The organism is Prauserella aidingensis (assembly GCF_024171865.1).
Classification (GTDB): domain Bacteria; phylum Actinomycetota; class Actinomycetes; order Mycobacteriales; family Pseudonocardiaceae; genus Prauserella; species Prauserella aidingensis.
The window spans coordinates 1-18151 of the sequence record NZ_JAMTCN010000005.1; the positions used below are offsets into that span (position 1 = coordinate 1).

The following is an 18151-nucleotide window of genomic DNA, read 5'->3' on the forward strand; positions in this document are numbered from 1 at the left end:
GGGCACATGCCTGGTTCGCCGGTCACGGCGTGACCATCGAGCGAGTGCTCACCGACAACGCCTGGTCCTACCGCAAAAACACCTGGCAACAAGCCTGCGCCGACCTGGGCATCGCCCGACGGTTCACCCGCCCCTGGCGCCCACAAACGAACGGAAAAGTCGAGCGCTACCACCGCACCCTGCTCGACGAATGGGCCTACCAACAGCCCTACCACTCCGAAAACGAACGCCAGCGCGCGTTCGGTGACTGGCTCGACTGGTACAACTTCCACCGACCCCACACCGCAATCCACGGAGCCCCACCAGCCGACCGCGTCACCAACCTCTCCGAATCACACAGCTAGCCTGATGCGGCCGAACCGTCGAACCGGAGGAGTGCATGGGCGAACGGGTGGTGGTCGTCGGGTCCGGCGTCATCGGCTTGAGCTGCGCCGTGCGGCTGGCCGAACGCGGCAGGGACGTGACCGTGGTGACCGACCGGGACCCCGCCGACACGACGTCGGTCGTCGCGGGCGGGCTGATCTACCCCCGCCATGCCGAGCCCGTGGACCGCTGCGCCCGGTGGACGGCCGCGACCGTGGACGAGTTCCGCCGACTGGCCGGAGTGCCGGGAACCGGCGTGCGGTTCCTGCCCGGCAGGCTGCTGCGCCGCGCCGAACGCCCGGTGCCTGAGTGGGCCGAGGCCGTGGGCGGCACGACCCGGCGCACCGACCTCGGCGCTCCGTGGACCGACGCCCTGGAGTTCACGACACCGCTCGTCGACACGGGGAGGTACCTGCAGTGGTTGGCGGCCGCCGCGGCACGCGCCGGGGTGCGTGCGGAGCGCCGGAGGGTGCGCGACCTCGGCGACCTCGACCACGCCGACCTCGTGGTGAACGCCGCCGGACTGGGCGCAGGGGAGCTCGCGGGCGACCCGTCGGTGGTGCCGGCGCGCGGACAGGTCGTGCACGTCGCCGACCCGGGGTTGACCGAGTGGGTGGTCGACGAGGACGACTTCAGTTACGTCCTGCCCCACGGTGACCACGTCGTCTGCGGTGGAACGGAGGAGCAGGGCCGGGCGGGGCTCGAACCGGACGCCGCCACGACCGACGACATCCTCCGGAGGTGCCGCGAACTCGTGCCGGCGTTGGCCGGTGCCGCGGTGCTGGGAGTCCGGGTCGGGCTGCGGCCCGCGAGACCCGAGGTGCGAGTCGAACGAGCCGACGGGCACACCGCGCCGCGGCTGATCCACTGCTACGGCCACGGAGGTGTCGGCGTCACCGTGTCCTGGGGATGTGCCGACGAGGTCGCCGCGCTGGCCTGCTGACACCCGTCGCGGCGGTCGGGCTCTCGCCCCGGCGACCTGCGGGCGGCACAATCGTGGGCATGACCACGCCCAGTACCTACGTCGTCACCGCCCGGCGGACGATCGCGGCCGACGCCGAACGGATCTTCGACCTCATCGCCGACCCGTCGCTCCAGCCCCGGTGGGACGGCAACGACAACCTCGCCGAAGCGCCCGCCGGTCAACGGGTGCGCGAGGTGGGCGAGGTGTTCGTCATGACGCTCACCAACGGAGGCATCCGCGAGAACCGGGTCGTCGAATTCGCCGAGGGACGGCTGATCGCGTGGTTGCCGTCGGACCCCGGCGACGCGCCTCCCGGGCACCTGTGGCGGTGGGAGGTCGAGCCGGTCGACGCGACGTCCACCCTCGTCACCCACACCTACGACTGGTCACGGCTGACCGACGAGAACCGGCTCGCCCGGGCGCAGGCCACGACGAGCGCCGAGCTGCAGGCGTCCGTGGACCGGCTGGCCGCGCTCGCCGAGTCCTGACCGGGCATGTGGGCGGTCGCAGCCGGGGTCAGGCGGCCGGGTCGGTGGCGCGGCGCACGTGCATCGCGAAGCTGTCGTCGACGAGCCCCCAGCTTCCGATCCACAGTGGAGTGATGCGGATGACCTCCGGGCTCATCACTCCGACCGGAGGTTCGGTGTCGTCGAGGGCTTCCGCCGTCCCGCGTATCTCGACGCCGCGCACCCGCCACGGGTCCACCGATGCGATGTCGTCCACCACCAGGCAGACCTGCGGATTGCCGCGGACGTTCCGGAACTTGCGGGACCGTCCCAGGTCGTAACCGCCGATGTCGATCGTGTGGGTGTTCCGGTTGATCCAGTAGCCCACCGGGTTGTTCTGCGGGGACCCGTGGGCGTCGACGGTCGCGAGCCTGCCGAGGCGCTGGGTGCTCAGATAGTCCATTTCGGTCGATCCGAAGGTGAGTGCCATGCGCCGACCGTAGAACCTGGACCAAAGTCGAGGTCAACCGATCGGCCGTTCCAGCAGGCGCGCAGGGCGCCGATCGCCGACCATGGAGGACAGCAGTACGAACAGTGGCGACGCCCGTCCGCGGCGTCGTCGCAGGTGGAAGGACGAGCCCGTGGCCGACACGAAGAAGACCGGCGCCACCGACGCCGAGGGCGGCGCCGCGACCGTGGCCTTCCTCGGCGCAGGTGGACTGATGGGCCTGCCGATGGCGCGCAACCTCGCGCAGGCGGGCTTCGCGGTACGCGCGTGGAACCGTTCCCGGGAGAAGGCGGAGCCGCTGTCCGCCGACGGTGCGGTGGTGGTCGACGACGTGGCCGGCGCCGTGACCGGTGCCGACGTCGTCGTGACGATGCTCGCCGACACCGGTGCGATCATCGAATCCCTGGGAGGCGAGCTGGACGCCCTGGCCGACGGGGCCGTGTGGCTGCAGACCAGCACGGTCGGAATCGAGGGCACGCAGCGGCTCGCCGAGCTGGCCGACGGGCACGGCGTGACGTTCGTCGATGCTCCCGTGCTCGGGACCAGGGCGCCCGCGGAAAGCGGCGACCTCGTCGTGCTCGCCTCGGGCCCCGACGACGTCCGCGAGCGCGCCGAGGCGGTGTTCGACGCGGTCGGGAAGAGGACGGTGTGGGTCGGCGAGGCCGGTGCGGGCAGCAGGCTGAAGCTGGTCGCGAACGCGTGGGTGATGTCGATCGTGGAGGCGACCGCCGAGACGGTCGCCCTCGCCGAAGGTCTCGACGTCGACCCGCAACTGTTCCTCGACGCCGTTGCCGGCGGCCCGCTCGACCTGCCCTACCTGCAGGCGAAGGGCGCGATGATGCTCTCCGGCGACTTCGAGCCGTCGATGACGCTCGCGCTGGCGGCCAAGGACACCCGCCTCATCGACGACGCCGCCGACGACGCGGGCCTCGACCTGCCGATGCTCCGGACCATCCGGCACCGCTTCGGCGAGGGTGTCGCCGACCACGGCGACAAGGACATGGCCGCCACCTATCTGACCAGCAGCCCGACGGGCGGCACCGGCGCGGAAGACGGCTGACGGCTGCTGCCGGCGGGCCTCGGAGCGGATCCGGGTGGAGCCTCCGCGGCACGGCCCCGCGACGCCTCGGCGGCGGTCACGGCTCGACCCAGCCCGCGCGGGCGAGGATCTCCCGGATGACCGGGCCTTTCGCCTCGGCGTAGTAGTTCATGTCGTCCCACTCGCGGGTGGCCAGGTCGCGCTTGACGGCGGCGTACCGGTCGCGGTCGCCGGGGTGACTGCGCAGGTGGTCGCGCAGCACCAGGTAGCGCCGCGTCTCGACGTCGTCCGGTGCGTAGCAGTGCAGGTTCACCGGCTCGTCCGGATCGCCGGCGCGCAGTGCACGGTGCCCCGGTTGGGTGACTCGTAGCTCGTATCCTGCGGCCTGCAGGTCGGGCAGGTAGGCGGATTCGTCGTCCGGGTCGTCGATGCCGACCACGATGTCCACCACCGGCTTGGCCGCGAGGCCCGGGACGGATGTCGACCCGATGTGCTCGACGAGCCGCGCCCGCTCGCCCAGGATGTCGCGTAGCTCGGCGGCCCTGCGCGCGAATCGCAGCGGCCATTCCGGGTCGTAGTCGACGATCTCCACGCGCGCCGGCGTCGGCCCGTGGACGAGTATCGCGGCCAGTTTCTCGTCGTCGAGAGGTTCGCGTGCCATGGGACGGCACGTTAGCCGCATTCCGGGGATGCGCCCACGGGTTTCCGTGCCGGGGCGTTGCTCCGAACCGTCAGGGCAGGGCCGCGACACCCGCCTCGGCGACCTCGGTGTCCTGCTCGACACTGCCCGCGCTCACGCCGACCGCGCCGACCACCTCGCCGTCCCGTTCCAGCGGGATACCGCCGCCGAAGACGACGAGGCCACCGTTGGTCGTCTCGACGCCGTACAGCGGAGCGCCGGGCTGTGCCGCCTCGCCGAGCTGTGCGGTCGTCATCCGCAGCAGCGCCGACGTGCGGGCCTTGCGGGTCGCGATGTCGATGCTCGCCAGGATCGCGCCGTCCTGCCTGGCGAATGTCACCAGGTGTGCACCGGCGTCCACGACGGCGACGTTCATCGGCTGGCCGATCTCCTCGGCCTTCGCCAGCGCGGCGTCGAGCACGGCCTTGGCGTCCGCGAGTGTCAGTGGTGCGGCCACGTTTCCTCCAGCTGTTCGGGTGGTTCCTTCAACGGCAGTCCGACGACGAGCCGGGCGGCGTTGTGCCCGCACCATCGGGCGCGGGTGGCGTCCGTGGTGATCACGGGCCGGTCGGCGGGGCGTTTCGCGTGGTGCACACAGACGCGGCTGTCGGAGTCGATGCCGACGCCGACGTCCAGCGGGGACGCGCGGGCCGCGGCGTGCGCCAGGTCGACGGCCGTGACACTCGGCCCGTCGCCTCCCGGACCGTCGCCCCACTCGCCCGGGTCGGCGAGTCGTACGGGCACGCCTTCCTCCTCGAGCCCCGCCAGCAGCTCACGGACGCCGTCGTGCTCACCGAAACTGCGCTCACCGAAACCGTGCTCACCGCCGCCGTGCTCACCGATGCAGTGGACGACGACGGTCGGCGGGGAGCGGCGGTTCCGCTCGCCACGGCGGTCGACGATCCCGCTCACCGGGCACGCTCCGCGCGGTTGTCGACCAGGCCGGTCGCGACGGCGTTGCGCGGACCCTCGCAGCCGCGCACGTTGCCCGTGCCGCAGACGATCCCGGCGCCCGCCACGGCCTCGGCGATCATGTCCGGGACCTCGAAGTCCAGCGCCGACCCGCCGAGCACCACGACGAAGCCGACCTCGCGCAGGTTGCCGCCCGGCGCGACCCGCTCCAACGCGCGCAGAGCGTTGACGACGAACACCTTGTGTTTGGCGGACCTGCGCACCTGGCGGACCTTCTCCAGCGAGTGCCGCGTCGGCACGGGCCGCATGCCCTCCTCGCCCAGTACGACCACGCGCGCGAACGCCTCCGCGGGCAGCGGTTCGTCGAAGAACCGTGCCGTACCGTCCTCCATGCGCACGTGGAAGAAGCTCTCCGCCTTGGCGAGCGGGTTCTTCTTGACGTCCTCGGCGACCTCGCGGTTGTCGAGGCCGAGCTCGGAGTCGATCAGTTTCGTCACCAGGTCGCCCGCGCCCGCAAGGTGGACCGAACGGACCTCGCCGTCGCCGGTGGCCAGTGCGGCGTCGGTCGAGCCGCCGCCGAGGTCGAGCACCGCCAGCGGCCGCTCCGTGCCCGGGGTGGTCAGCGCACCCAGCACGGCCATGTCCGCCTCGACCCCGCCGACGACGACGGCCACACCGAGCGCCGACCGCAGCTGCTCGGCGAGCGCCTCCATCGGAGCCCTGCTCGTGCGCACCATCGCGGCCAGCGCCACCGCGTTCTCCAGCGCGAACTCGCCTGCGAGCGCGCCGGTGACGTGCTGCGGGACGAACGTGTCGACGGCCAGCACGTCCTGGATGCGCACGTCCTGCTCGGCGGCCGCGTCCGACAGCGTTTCCGCCATGGCGTCGCGCACCGTGGCCAGCATCCCGCCCACGTGGGTGCCCGCCTCGCCGGTCGCGTCGGCCAGTGGGGCCACCCGGCGGAGGGCCGCCATGATCTCCTCGGCGCCCGCGTCGATGCCCACCGACAGCCGCGAGTGTTCGCCGATGAGCGTCAACGTTCCCGCCGGGATACGGCGGTCGGCGATGTCCCCGGACGGCGTGCGTACGACGACGGCCGACCGGTTGCCCACCAGTGCCCTCGCCACCGGCGCAACGAGCCGGGTCCGGTCGGGGTCGAGGTCGAACAGCGTCGCGATGCCGTACGAGTTGGACAGCGTGCGCACGGTCCTGCCCGGTTCCGCCACCTCGACGGCCGCGGGCATGCCGAGCGGCACCTTCGCGACCAGCGTCACCTCGTCGACGACCGGGATCGGCTCCGGCAGCCGGTTGACGACGAGGTTCGCGTCGTCGGCGTGGACCACCGCGCCGGTCACCTCGACGCCGCGGTCACGTGCGGCCGCGATGCCCGCGGCCGCGTCCTCGAAGTCCACGCCCGCACCGACCACACAGATCACCCGCTCGCCGGACTCGCACGTGTCGAGCTCGCCGAACGCCACCGTGGTGCCGGTGCCGAGCCCCGCTCCGGCAGGTGTGTCCGGGTTGTGCCCGATCATCGTCGACTCGGTGATGACGGTTTCGGTGATCGTTTCCATCGCCAACCCGCTGATGACCGGCGTGGCCTCGTTGACCAGCACCGTCGCCAGCTCGTGCGGAGCGCGGCCCGCCGCGGACAGCGCCTCCTGCACCACCTTGACCACGCCCGGCACGTTCTCCGCCGTGCCCTTCACTCCGGACGTCGGCGCGAGCGCCCCGCCCAGGTAGCGCGGACCGTCCGGGCCGAGCTCGGCCAGGCACGCCTCGGTGGTGGAGTTGCCGATGTCTACGCCGACCAGCAGAGTCACGGCGTCAACCGGCGTCGGCCAGCCGGATGCGGACGTCGAGCTCGACCGGTGCTGCGCCCGCCGTCACGAACTCCGTCTCCTTGATGTGCAGCAACGCCGCCTTGGCCTGCCAACGCGGCCTGGCCATGTAGTCGTTGCGCGCGGGGACCGGCTCCGGCGACTCGCCCTTGGCGTAGCGCGCGGCGTTGCGGCCGACCTTGCGGAACGTCTCCGGATCGAGCAGCGGCGCCTGCGGAAACAGCTCCAGATTGGACAGTCGCACGAGATCCTTCTGGTGGATCATCGTCGTGCCACGGGACAGCACGCCGACCCCGATGCCCGAGCCGGACAGCCGTGCCGCCGCGTGGGCGATCACCGCGAGGTCGGAACCGCCGCGGTAGCGGATCACCCGCGCGTGCACGCCCTGCTCCTCGACGCCGGCGAGCAGTTCCCGCAGCACCTCGGCGTGCGGGATCTCCACGATCGTCTTCGTGAAGAAATCCCCGAACGCGGGCGAGATACCGATGACCACCTCGTCCGGACGGGTTCCCACCGCGGCCTCGCCCCGTTCGACCGCGTCGAGCACCCGCTCGGGTCGCGCTTCCATGCTCGTCATGGCAGGGGTGTCCTTTCAGCCGATTTCCTCTTCGGGATTACTGGCGCTGACGACGTGGCGAAGGCGTTTCATCTCGCGCCAGCGTTCGCCCGCGGGGCGGTAGCCGCTGCCGGGACCCGCGTAGTCGTTGGCGTCGTTGACCGCGGACAGGGTCTCCAGCTCGGGCGTGAGGATCGCCGACGTGTGCAGCAGGTCGCCCGACACCCGGTGCCGCAGCACCGACAGCAGCGTGTGCGCCATGTCGCTGTACCCGGACGCCTCGAGCGCCTTGATCACGTCGAGTCCGGTGATCCCCCGGTCCATGACCGATTGGGCGGCCTTGAGGTCCTCCAGCACGTCCCGCATCGGCAGATCCTGGCTGCCGTGCGCGTACGTGGCCGCCTCGACCTCCTTGTCGGTGATCGTCGGCAGCCCGAGCCGGGCGAACACCGCCTGCAACGCGCGGGCCGCCCTGCTGCGTGCCGCCAGCAGCTCCTCCTCGGGAACGTGCCGCAGCGCACCGTCCACCTGCAGGTCCCGCTGAATGGTGTTCCAGTCGTCGTAGTCCGTCGAGTCCAAGTTGGACCCTGCGAACATGTTGTCGTAGTTGGGCACGGCCGAGTACCCGGAGCACACGAAGTCGGTTCCCGACAGCAGCTGCGGCAGCAGGCGCGCGGTGCGGCGCATGTCCGAGTGCGAGAACGACTGGTCGTTGCCGGAGGCGCATTCGAGGTCGGCGGTGCTGGCGAGCAGGTTCTCCGCGAGTACCGCACGGATGCCCGCGGGAACGGCACCCGGCACGCCGATGCAGCTGATCGACCCGTTCTGCAGCCCCTGCACGCCCGCACCCTTCGCGACGAGGATGCAGCGGATCTCCAGGTACAGCATCGAGCGGCCCTCGGCGTTGCCCATCTGCACCTCGGAGCCGGTGCCGGAGGTGAAGCGCATCTTGATGCCGCGTGAGGCGTAGGCCGAGGCCAGGAACGCCTTCGACCACGGGGTGTCGTCGCCGTCGCAGAACACCGGCTCCGTGCCGTAGACGGAGATCGTCTCCGCGTAGGCGGTGATGCCGCGCATGCCGAGTTCCAGCTCGGTGGCCTCCTCGAGCGCGCACTGGGTGAGCGCGCCCGGAGTACCCGCCAGCGCGCCGACCTGCAGTGCGATCGCCACGAGCGGCGCGTAGCGCACCACGCCCAGGGTCGTCTCCAGCTCCCGGAATCCGCGCAGCGACGCCTCGGCCGCCTCCGCGGCCACCTGCACCGGGTTGTCGCGTGCGCTCGTGGAGTGCGCCTGATTGGCAGGGGTGCGCCGGGCGCGCATCTTCTGGAGCGCCTGCATCATCTCGACGACGTTCATCGTCTTGACGACCTCGAGCAGCGCGGCAGGGGTCAGGCCGGCCGCGACCTCGACGACCTCCGACCGCGTCACCGTCGGGTCGACGAGCATGCGCGCCACCTCGACCGGTTCGAGTGCCATGGCGCGTTCGGTCACCGACACGTCGATCGCGTGGTCGGCGATGAACTGGTCGAGGAAGTCGAACTCGCCGCGCGGCTTGCCGTCCATCTCCACGATGACGCCGTCGGACACCCGCACGCTCGGTGTCGGGTCGTACGGGCTGTCCATCGCCACCATGCCGACCTCGGGCCACTCCTCGACGAACCCGTCGAGGTTGACCGGCCGTTCCTCGAGCGCCTCGGTGCGTTTGGATGCCGGAGTCGATACCGGAAGTGGTTCCGCAGTCATCGTCGGATCTCCCTGTCGCGTGCGGAGGGTGGAGTTGGTCGGGATGTCGTGTTCGCCGACAGGCCCGCATGTCGGGACGTGCCGGTGTGCCGTGCAGTGGCGGTGTGCGGGCAGTGCCGGTGTGTCGGAAAGGCTCGGGTGTCGCGGGTGCTGCGCCGGAGGTTCGCGGGGCGGAGGTGTCGTGCGTGGAGGCGGTCCGCACCGCGGCGGCGCCGGTGAGCGGTGGTGTCAGGCCAGGACGTCCCGGCGCTCGTAGACGTCGGCGGCCTCGCGCACCAGTTCGGCGCACAACGTCGCGGAGTATTCGCCTTCGAGCCGGTCGGCGATGTCGGTGAGCTGCTGTTTCGTGGAGGCGTTCGGCCGCAGCGAGTTGTAGATCGACAGCACGAGATCGTCCGGCAGCGCGGTCAGTTCGGCGGCTCGGCGGAAGTTGCGTGCCAGCTGCGTGCGGCCGACCCGTTCGGCGATCTGCGCCTGCAGCCGAAGTGTGTCGGGGGAGATGCGGAGGTCCTCGGCGGCGACGTCGCCGGAGAGCACGGCCTGCATGGTCAGCTCGTCGATCGGCTTGCCCGTCGGAGTCCGGAGCAGCTCCGGTCGCTGTGTCGCGAGCGGGTAGTCGCTGCCCGGATCGAGTTCCACCTGGTCGGGAAGCGTCACCGCCATCACCTGCCTTCTACGTTGAAGCCGGTATCGGGTGTCGAACCTATGCGCAGGGGCGTTGCACCAACGTTGCAGGCGCCCGGGGCTCGGGTGCGGTATTCGGTTGTGGCACGGCGGTGGGGTGCCGGTGACCCGGCCACCGACCGTGGCCGCGGGCCCGCGGCGGTCTCACGGGGTGCCGCCGGTCTCGTCAGCCATCGTCGTCGCTGTCGAGTAGCCAGGCCAGTCGTGCGTCCGCGACCGGGCGACGTGGGTCACCCGCAGGAAGGAGGCGGGTGAGGTGTTCGAACACCTCGACGTCGTCGCGACCCGGTTCACCCTCGGACAGCGCCCACAGTGCCTCGGGGGCGCCGCTGTCGAGCACGGCGGTGCGCAGGGCGACGGTCCGCTGTTCGCGCTCCGCCCGGATGGTCGGCGACTCCGACCGGGCCAGCAGCGGTGCGGCGGCGATGGATGCCGCGGTCACGAGGTCGCCCGCCGCGAGGGCGTCGCGTACGCGCAGGAAGTCGGCGTCGACGTCGGCGGCCAGGCGGTACGGCTTGGCGAGGAGCGCATCGCCGAGTTCGCTGCGCAGCCGGTGCACCTCGGCGCGCACCGTCGTGGGGTTGCCTGCGTCGCCGTAGAGGTGGAGCGCCAACTGGTCGGCGGTCAGCCCGTCCGGATGCAGCGCTAACAGGGCGAGGATCTCCGCCCTGCGCAGGGTCAACGGCACGCTTCGGCCGTCCAGCTGTGCCTCGGGAGCAGTGCCGAGGAACGACAGCCGCAACGTCGGCCTCGCCGGCCGTGCGGGAATCGTCTTTCCCCCCATGCGCGGCAGGCGGAGCAGATACCCACCGGACAGCGGTTCGAGCAGTGCTTCGCGACCGTCGAGGTCGATCCGGTCCGTGCCGGGTTCGACGTCGACCCGGTGCGGGAACGTGCCGAGCGGGTTCGCGGCGATCACCCTGCCGGATGTCGTGAGCAGTGCTCCCGGTTCACTGCCGAGTCGTTCCAGGCGGGGCAGGTTCCGCCGCCGCAGGCGCTCGTCGGAGTCCTCCATCCGCAGCCGGAGGTGGTTCTCCGCGACCTGCGCGGTGGCGTTGACCAGCGACACCATCGCCGGGTGCAGCGTGTCCAGCCTGCCGCTGATGTCGATGGCGCCGAGCACCCGGCCGGTGTCGGGGTCGTGGATCGGGGCGGCGGCACACGTCCATGAGTGGTAGGTGCGCACGAGGTGCTCGGCCGAGTAGATCTGCACCGGCGCGTCCGTCGCGAGCGCGGTGCCCATCGCGTTGGTGCCGATCGCCGATTCGGCCCACCGCGTTCCCTCGTGCAGGCCGACCGGGTCGGCCAGCCGGCACAGCCCGGACGGGCCCTCCCGCCACAGGATCGTGCCGTCGGCGTCGGTGAGGATCGTGATGTGTTGGGCCTCGTCGGCGATGCTCACCAGCAGTTCCCGGAGCGGCGGCAGCACGGCGTGCAGCGGGTGGGAGGTGCGGACGTCGTCGAGTTCGTCGTCGTCGTACACCACCGGCGGGAGGTAGTCGTCCGGGTCGACGCCGGTTGCCAGCGAACGGCGCCAGGACTCGGAGATGACGGTCCGCGGCGCCGCCCCACCGCTCTCCCCGCCGAGCTCCTCGTCACTGAGCGCGGCGTCACGGATCTGCTTCAGCACACGCTGCTGGGCGAACGGGTCCGACACGCTGTGCAGGGCATTCGGGGCGGGTTGGGATCTCATGGACACTCCGCGGCGGCGACGGTGACGGGCGGTGCTGTTCGTTCGAGCATGCCCCGGTCTCGCTCCCGAGAGCAAGGAAGTGGCACGAGGTGACCCCTCGTGCCACCGGTCACGGCGCGCTGCAACGTCGCGACGCGGTGTTGCAACGCGCCTGCAACGTCGCGGTTCCTACGTTCGGCGACCAGGCAGTGAAATCGAGCAGAGAGGCTCTTTTCGGATGACCACTTACGCCGCACCGGGGCAGCCAGGCAGCGTCGTCGCGTTCGAAGCGCGTTACGACCACTTCATCGGCGGTGAGTACGTGCCTCCGGCCAAGGGCCAGTACTTCGAGAACCCGACGCCGGTCACCGGCAAGGTGTTCACCGAGATCGCGCGTGGCACGTCCGGGGACATCGACCGTGCCGTGACCGCGGCGACCGGTGCCGCCGACGCGTGGGGCCGCACGTCGCCCGCCGAGCGCGCCGTCCTGCTCAACCAGATCGCCGACCGTATGGAGGCCAACCTCGAGGCCATCGCCGTGGCCGAGAGCTGGGAGAACGGCAAGCCCGTCCGCGAGACGCTGAATGCCGACATCCCGCTGGCCATCGACCACTTCCGCTACTTCGCCGGTTCGATCCGCGCGCAGGAGGGCTCGATCTCGCAGATCGACGCCGACACCGTGGCGTACCACTTCCACGAACCGCTCGGCGTGGTCGGCCAGATCATCCCGTGGAACTTCCCGATCCTCATGGCGACGTGGAAGCTCGCTCCCGCGCTGGCCGCGGGCAACTGCGTGGTGCTCAAGCCCGCCGAGCAGACGCCCGCGTCGATCCACGTGCTGCTGTCGCTGATCGCCGACCTGCTGCCGGCGGGCGTGCTGAACATCGTCAACGGTTTCGGTGCCGAGGCGGGCAAGCCGCTGGCCCAGCACCCTGGCATCCGCAAGATCGCCTTCACCGGTGAGACCACCACCGGCAGGCTGATCATGCAGTACGCCAGCGAGAACATCATTCCGGTGACACTCGAGCTGGGCGGCAAGAGCCCGAACATCTTCTTCTCCGACGTCGCCGCCGCCGACGACGCCTTCTACAACAAGGCGCAGGAGGGCTTCGCGATGTTCGCCCTCAACCAGGGCGAGGTGTGCACGTGCCCGTCGCGCGCCCTGGTGCAGGCGTCGATCTACGACAGGTTCGTCAGCGACGGTGTCGCGCGCGTCGAGAAGATCCAGCAGGGCAACCCGCTCGACACCGACACCATGATCGGTGCGCAGGCCTCCAACGATCAGTTCGAGAAGATCCTGTCCTACGTCGACATCGGTAAGCAGGAGGGCGCGAAGGTCCTCACCGGTGGTGAGAAGGCCGACCTGGGCGGCGAGCTGTCCGGCGGCTACTACGTCAAGCCGACCGTGTTCGCCGGTGACAACAAGATGCGCGTGTTCCAGGAGGAGATCTTCGGGCCGGTCGTGTCGGTGGCGAAGTTCGACGACTACGACGACGCCATCAAGACGGCCAACGACACGCTCTACGGTCTCGGGGCGGGCGTGTGGTCGCGGGACGGCAACACGGCGTTCCGCGCGGGCCGCGACATCGAAGCCGGTCGCGTGTGGACGAACTGCTACCACGCCTACCCGGCCCACGCGGCCTTCGGCGGGTACAAGCAGTCGGGTATCGGCCGGGAGAACCACCGGATGATGCTCGACCACTACCAGCAGACGAAGAACCTGCTGGTGTCGTACTCGCCCGACGCGCAGGGATTCTTCTGACGACCATGAGCAGAGTGGACCTCACCGACGCCGCGGCGGATCTGCTGCGACGACTGGCCGCGGAGCACGGGCCGTTGATGTTCCACCAGTCCGGCGGCTGCTGCGACGGCAGCGCTCCCATGTGCTATCCGGCCGGTGAGTTCCGTACCGGCGCAGCGGACGTGCACCTCGGCGACCTCGCCGTCGCCGGGGCGGGCGAACCCGTTCCGGTGTGGATGTCGCGGGCGCAGTTCGAGTACTGGCAGCACACGCACCTGACCATCGACGTGGTCGAGGGGCGCGGTAGCGGGTTCTCGCTCGAGGCTCCGGACGGAGTGCGCTTCCTGATCCGCTCGCGGCTGCTCACCGACGAGGAGCTGGCCGAGCTCGGCTGACCGGAGAACCCGGAACCGGCTCTGCCGTTCCGAACCGGCCCACCCCGACCCGCGAGGCCCGTTCGCCGACGAGTCCACTCTGGACATACCGGCGAACGGGCCTCGTGCCACGTTCGCCGCGGCACGGCATCACCGACCGGACCGCGGGATTCAGGGGGTGCGGTCGGGTACCGTGATGCGGTACTGACGGATCTTGCGGTAGATCGTCGCCCTGCCGAGGCCCAAGCGCTCGGCCGCTTCGCTGACGGTGGTGCCCGGTTCGGTCAGGCAGCGGACGATCTCGTCCCGTTCCACCGACTGCAACCTGGTCAGCGGGTGGCCGGGGCCGGTGAAGACCTCGGGTGCGAGGTGGTGCAGGTCGACCCGGTCGGTCCTGGCGGCCGCCTCGCGGACGACCCGGCGGAGGCTGCGGACGTTGCCGGGCCAGTCGAACGTCGTCAGCGCGCGGGCGGCCGCCGGCGTGAAGTCGATTTCGCGACCCCGCGCCTGGTGGGCGAAATGCCTGGCCAGTGGCATGATGTCGTCCGGCCGGAACCGAAGTGCAGGCACGTCGACGACGACGTCGATCAGCTCGCGGAGCTCCTCCGGCAGCGTGTCGGCCGACGTGGCCGTGACCACGTAGGGTTGCATGTCGCCGGTGGTTCGCTCCCGAGCGAACAGCTGTGCGAGTTCCGTCGTCGCCCACGCGGGCATGCTGTCCACTCCGGAGACGATCACGCAGGTGCTGTCCTTGCCGAGTTCGGGAACCCACAGCTCGAACCACGACTCGACGTCCTCGGGGGCTGGTGGCCGCGCGCTCAGCACGCGCTCCCGGCGCAGCTGCCGGCGGGCCAGCGAGGCGAGGGCGGTCCTGCCCGTGCCCGGTTCGCCGACCACGGCGACGGCCAGTCCGCGCCGGAACGCCGTGCGCGCCTCGGCGAACGCGTCGCGCCACCCAGTGGTCGGCAGCCCCTCCTCGGGTGCGCGTGAGCGGTCGGCGTAGACGCGGAACACCTCGCCGTGCGGAGTGGGCGGAGCGGCCTTTCCGGCACCTCTGGCCAGCATCAACGCCGACGTGTTGGCCGCCGCCGACTGGGCCAGCGCCATCAACAGTTCCGGGGCCGAGTCGGACCACGTCGTGAGGTTGACGCTGCCCGCGACGTCGCCCGACGGATCGACCACGGGTGCCGCCGCGCAGGTGTAGCCGCGCAGCCCGGTGCAGTAGTGCTCGTCGGCACGCACCAGCGACGGTGCGCGGTCGGCGAGCGCGAGGCCCAGGCCGTTGGTGCCGACGTTGCGTTCGGCGAAGTAGAACCCCGGGGCCAGGTGCACGCGGTCCAGCGAGCGGTTGATCGTGGCGTCCTCGGAGAGTCGGCTCAGCACGAGCCCGTCCGGATCGGTGATCATCATGCTGACCGGCTCGTTCGCCAGCGTTTTCTGCAGGCCGCGCAGCACCTCGCGGCCGCACTCGTACAGCAGTGATTCCGTGTCGACCGAGCCGGTGAACACGGGCCGGATCTCGTCGGCGGCGAGGCCGTAGCGCTCGCTGCGGCGCCACGACGCGCGCAATCGTGGCGCGCCGCCCGGCGGCTGCGCGGGGAGAGAGAAGTCGTCGCGGTGCATGTCGAGCCTCCCGAGCGCGTCATTGCGCCTTCCTGGGTCAGACAACCACAGCGTGCCCCGAAACTCAGCCGTCCAGGTGTCTCAAAGTGAGACACGCGTGGGGTCCCCGGTGGCGCCGGGCACTCGTAGCGTTCCCGCACCACGTGTCATCGGCGCCACGTACGGGAGGAGACCCCATGTACACCAAGGACGGCGAGAAGTACTTCATTCTCGATGCGCACGTCGCACTCTGGGACGCCCGTCCCGAGAATCAGCGGAACATCCACGGCAAGCAGTTCATCGACTGCTTCTACGACTATCACCGCAACCTGAGCCCGGAATCCGAGGTCTGGCCGTACGAGGAGTACCTGTACCAGGGCGGCGAGAGGTTGATGCGTGACCTGTTCACCGACGGCTACGTGGATCACGCGATCTTCCAGCCCGCACTGCTGAGCGCGTTCTACAACAACGGGTTCGGTCAGACGGAGGAGGCGTTCGCACTGGCGCAGCGGTATCCGGACAAGCTGACCTACAACCACTGCTGGGACCCGCGGTTCGAGCAGGCGGGACTCGACCAGCTCAGGCGGGACGCCGAACGGTTCGGGTTGAAGGGCGTCAAGCTCTACACCGCCGAGTGGCAGGGGGACTCGCGTGGCTACAAGCTCGACGCCCCGTGGTCCTACCGCTACCTGGAGGCGTGTCAGGAACTCGGTATCCGCAACATTCACATCCACAAGGGGCCGACGATCCGCCCGCTGGACCGCGATGCCTTCGACGTGGCCGACATCGACAAGGTCGCCACCGACTTCACCGACCTGAACTTCGTCGTCGAGCACTGCGGCCTGCCACGGCTCGAGGACTTCTGCTGGATCGCCACACAGGAGCCGAACGTGCACGCGGGTCTGGCCGTGGCGATGCCGTTCATCCACTCGCGGCCGCGGTACTTCGCCCAGATCATCGGTGAGCTGCTGTACTGGCTGGACGAGGACCGGATCCAGTTCTCCAGCGACTATGCGATCTGGACGCCGAAGTGGCTCGTCGAGAAGTTCGTCGACTTCCGGATCCCGGAGGACATGACCGAGTACGGGCCGCTGACCACCGCGCAGAAGAAGAAGATCCTCGGCCTCAACGCGGCGGCGATGTACGACATCGACGTGCCCGCCGAGTGCCGGCTGTCTGCGGACGACTCGGCGCGCACGTCCGAAGCCGTGGCGGTGGCCTGATGTGTGCCGCGGCGAACGAGCAGGCAGGCACGGGCAGCACGGCCGATGCTCCGGACGGGGACGTCCTGGAGCGAGCGCACGAGGCGCTCGGCACCGTCGTCGATCCCGAGCTCGACGAGCCGATCACCGATCTCGGGTTCGTCCGGTCCGCGGATGTCATCGACGGCGAGCTGGTGGTGCACCTGCGACTGCCGACGTCGTTCTGTGCGCCCAACTTCGCCTACCTCATGGCGTCGGACGCGAAGGACGCGCTGTGGACCCTCGGCATGCCGGTCACGGTGCGGCTCGACGACCACCACGATTCGGAGATCATCAACCGTGGTCTGGCTGCCGACGCCGGTTACCGCGGCACGTTCGGCGAGGAGGCCGACGAGGACCTCGACGAGCTGCGGCTGACCTTCCGGCGCAAGGCGCACACGGCGGCGATGGAGCGGGCCCTCACGCGGTATCTGCGTGCGCATCCCGACCTGCCCGAGGAAGGCCTGCACGACGTCACGCTGGGCGACCTTCCCGACGACGGAGCCACCCGTGCGCTGCTGCGGCACCGCCGCACGCTCGGGCTCCCCACCGGCGACGACCGGCCCGCGCTGGTCGACTCGGAGGGCGAGCCCTGCCCACGGGAGGAGGTGCCGTGGCGGCTGCGGGTCGCGCGCTCGCTGCGTGTGTCGATGGACGGCAACGCGCACTTCTGCCGTGGCCTGCTGCGTACCCGTTACCCCGATTCGGCGGCCGACCAGTCGCCCCGAGCATTCCAGGAGAAGGTGTCATGAAAGCGATTCAGGTAGTCGGCTATCACGAGAAACTGCAGCCCGCCGAGGTGCCGATGCCGGAGCCCGCCGGGCCCTACGACGTCGTCGTGAAGATCGGCGGCGCCGGTGTGTGCCGCACGGACATCCACATCCTCGAAGGTCAGTGGGCGGAGAAGTCCGGGGTCACGCTGCCTTACACGATCGGGCACGAGAACGCGGGGTGGGTGCACGCCGTGGGCAGCGCGGTCACCAACGTGGCGGAGGGCGACAAGGTCATCGTGCACCCGTTGGTGACGTGCGGCCTGTGCCGAGCCTGCCGATCGGGTGACGACGTCCACTGCGAGCAGAGCCTGTTCCCCGGAATCGACACCCACGGCGGCTACGCGGAGTACCTGAAGACGTCGGCGCGCAGCGTCGTCAAGATCGACGACTCGCTGGAGCCCGCCGACGTGGCCGCACTCGCCGACGCAGGGTTGACGGCCTACCACGCGGCGGCCAAGGCGTCCCGGACGTTGCGGCCCGGTGACCGGTGCGTCGTCATCGGCGCCGGGGGACTGGGCCACATCGGAATCCAGGTGCTCAAGGCACTGACCGCGGCGGAACTGATCGTCGTCGACCGCAACGCCGACGCCGTGAAGCTCGCCGTGTCCATCGGTGCTGACCACGGTGTGGTCGCCGACGGCACGCACGTGGCGCAGGTGCTGGACCTGACCGGCGGCAACGGAGCGGAGGTCGTCGTCGACTTCGTCGGCGAGGGCGGTGCGACCGCCGAGGGTGTGCGCATGCTGCGTCGCGCGGGTGACTATCACGTGGTGGGATATGGCGAGAACATCGACATCCCGACGATCGACATCATCTCGACCGAGATCAATTTCATCGGCAACCTGGTGGGGTCCTACAACGACCTGTGCGAGTTGATGGTGTTGGCAGCACAGGGCAAGGTGCGGCTGCACACCAGCAAGTACCCGTTGGAACGCTTCCAGGACGCCATCGACGATCTGGAAGCGGGCCGCATCCGCGGTCGCGCCATCCTCACCCCCTGATGCCCTGGGCAC

Annotated in this window: 19 protein-coding genes; 9 read left to right on the plus strand and 10 right to left on the minus strand. The window is 70.3% G+C overall.

Annotated elements, in window-relative coordinates:
• The 3 genes from LY13_RS07605 to LY13_RS07615 all read left to right on the plus strand — a co-directional run.
• Positions 1–344 (plus strand): integrase core domain-containing protein (locus tag LY13_RS07605; RefSeq protein ID WP_253827598.1); only part of this gene is annotated, 344 nt, incomplete at its 5' end.
• 35 nt (positions 345–379) lie between these two features.
• Positions 380–1306, plus strand: a complete 927-nt coding sequence (locus LY13_RS07610) for an FAD-dependent oxidoreductase (protein WP_253827599.1) — start codon at positions 380–382, stop codon at positions 1304–1306.
• A 59-nt stretch (positions 1307–1365) separates the two neighbouring features.
• The gene (locus tag LY13_RS07615) at positions 1366–1815 is read left to right on the plus strand and encodes an SRPBCC family protein (RefSeq protein ID WP_253827600.1); all 450 of its coding nucleotides are present in this window, start codon (positions 1366–1368) and stop codon (positions 1813–1815) included.
• A 28-nt stretch (positions 1816–1843) separates the two neighbouring features.
• Here LY13_RS07615 and LY13_RS07620 read toward each other — a convergent pair whose 3' ends face one another.
• On the minus strand, positions 1844–2263 hold the full coding sequence (locus LY13_RS07620) for a PPOX class F420-dependent oxidoreductase (protein ID WP_253827601.1): 420 nt from the start codon (positions 2261–2263) through the stop codon (positions 1844–1846).
• Between the two features lie 151 nt (positions 2264–2414).
• Here LY13_RS07620 and LY13_RS07625 point away from each other — a divergent pair, with 151 nt between their 5' ends.
• Positions 2415–3341 carry an NAD(P)-dependent oxidoreductase gene (locus LY13_RS07625; protein WP_253827602.1) on the plus strand — a complete coding sequence of 309 codons (927 nt, stop codon included), beginning with the start codon at positions 2415–2417 and terminating at the stop codon, positions 3339–3341.
• A 76-nt stretch (positions 3342–3417) separates the two neighbouring features.
• On the opposite strand, the gene LY13_RS07630 is transcribed toward LY13_RS07625, so the two are convergent.
• From LY13_RS07630 to LY13_RS07665, 8 genes are all read right to left on the minus strand, one after another.
• On the minus strand, positions 3418–3981 hold the full coding sequence (locus LY13_RS07630; RefSeq protein ID WP_253827603.1) for a GrpB family protein: 564 nt from the start codon (positions 3979–3981) through the stop codon (positions 3418–3420).
• A gap of 70 nt (positions 3982–4051) precedes the next feature.
• Complete coding sequence (locus tag LY13_RS07635; protein ID WP_253827604.1) at positions 4052–4456, minus strand: GlcG/HbpS family heme-binding protein; 405 nt, start codon at positions 4454–4456, stop codon at positions 4052–4054.
• Entirely contained in the window at positions 4441–4911 is a 471-nt protein-coding gene (locus LY13_RS07640) for a glycerol dehydratase reactivase beta/small subunit family protein (protein WP_253827605.1), read from the minus strand. Before LY13_RS07640 ends, LY13_RS07635 begins: the two co-directional genes overlap by 16 nt.
• Positions 4908–6734: a diol dehydratase reactivase subunit alpha gene (locus LY13_RS07645; RefSeq protein WP_253827606.1), complete on the minus strand. Its 1827-nt coding sequence runs from the start codon at positions 6732–6734 to the stop codon at positions 4908–4910. Before LY13_RS07645 ends, LY13_RS07640 begins: the two co-directional genes overlap by 4 nt.
• Before the next feature lie 4 nt (positions 6735–6738).
• Positions 6739–7329, minus strand: a complete 591-nt coding sequence (locus LY13_RS07650; RefSeq protein ID WP_301298641.1) for a propanediol/glycerol family dehydratase medium subunit — start codon at positions 7327–7329, stop codon at positions 6739–6741.
• 15 nt (positions 7330–7344) lie between these two features.
• Positions 7345–9051: a propanediol/glycerol family dehydratase large subunit gene (locus tag LY13_RS07655; protein ID WP_253827607.1), complete on the minus strand. Its 1707-nt coding sequence runs from the start codon at positions 9049–9051 to the stop codon at positions 7345–7347.
• Positions 9052–9279: 228 nt separating this feature from the next.
• Positions 9280–9708, minus strand: a complete 429-nt coding sequence (locus LY13_RS07660) for a diol dehydratase small subunit (protein WP_253827608.1) — start codon at positions 9706–9708, stop codon at positions 9280–9282.
• Between the two features lie 193 nt (positions 9709–9901).
• On the minus strand, positions 9902–11428 hold the full coding sequence (locus LY13_RS07665) for a GAF domain-containing protein (protein WP_253827609.1): 1527 nt from the start codon (positions 11426–11428) through the stop codon (positions 9902–9904).
• Positions 11429–11645: 217 nt separating this feature from the next.
• Here LY13_RS07665 and exaC point away from each other — a divergent pair, with 217 nt between their 5' ends.
• Together exaC and LY13_RS07675 are read left to right on the plus strand one after the other, a co-directional pair.
• On the plus strand, positions 11646–13169 hold the full coding sequence (gene exaC, locus LY13_RS07670; RefSeq protein WP_253827610.1) for an acetaldehyde dehydrogenase ExaC: 1524 nt from the start codon (positions 11646–11648) through the stop codon (positions 13167–13169).
• A 5-nt stretch (positions 13170–13174) separates the two neighbouring features.
• Positions 13175–13543, plus strand: coding sequence for a DUF779 domain-containing protein (locus LY13_RS07675; RefSeq protein WP_253827611.1), 369 nt, complete (start codon positions 13175–13177; stop codon positions 13541–13543).
• 150 nt (positions 13544–13693) lie between these two features.
• On the opposite strand, the gene LY13_RS07680 is transcribed toward LY13_RS07675, so the two are convergent.
• Positions 13694–15145 (minus strand): sigma-54-dependent Fis family transcriptional regulator, encoded by a 1452-nt coding sequence (locus tag LY13_RS07680; protein ID WP_253827612.1) that lies wholly within the window; start codon positions 15143–15145, stop codon positions 13694–13696.
• A 176-nt stretch (positions 15146–15321) separates the two neighbouring features.
• On the opposite strand from LY13_RS07680, the gene LY13_RS07685 reads away from it, so the two are divergent.
• The 3 genes from LY13_RS07685 to LY13_RS07695 are packed head-to-tail and all read left to right on the plus strand — an operon-like array spanning position 15322 to position 18139.
• Positions 15322–16347, plus strand: coding sequence for an amidohydrolase family protein (locus LY13_RS07685; protein WP_253827613.1), 1026 nt, complete (start codon positions 15322–15324; stop codon positions 16345–16347).
• Positions 16347–17117: an iron-sulfur cluster assembly protein gene (locus tag LY13_RS07690; RefSeq protein ID WP_253827614.1), complete on the plus strand. Its 771-nt coding sequence runs from the start codon at positions 16347–16349 to the stop codon at positions 17115–17117. The genes LY13_RS07685 and LY13_RS07690 overlap by 1 nt, the downstream gene beginning before the upstream one ends.
• Complete coding sequence (locus tag LY13_RS07695) at positions 17114–18139, plus strand: NAD(P)-dependent alcohol dehydrogenase (protein WP_253827615.1); 1026 nt, start codon at positions 17114–17116, stop codon at positions 18137–18139. Before LY13_RS07690 ends, LY13_RS07695 begins: the two co-directional genes overlap by 4 nt.
• Positions 18140–18151: the final 12 nt, after the last annotated feature.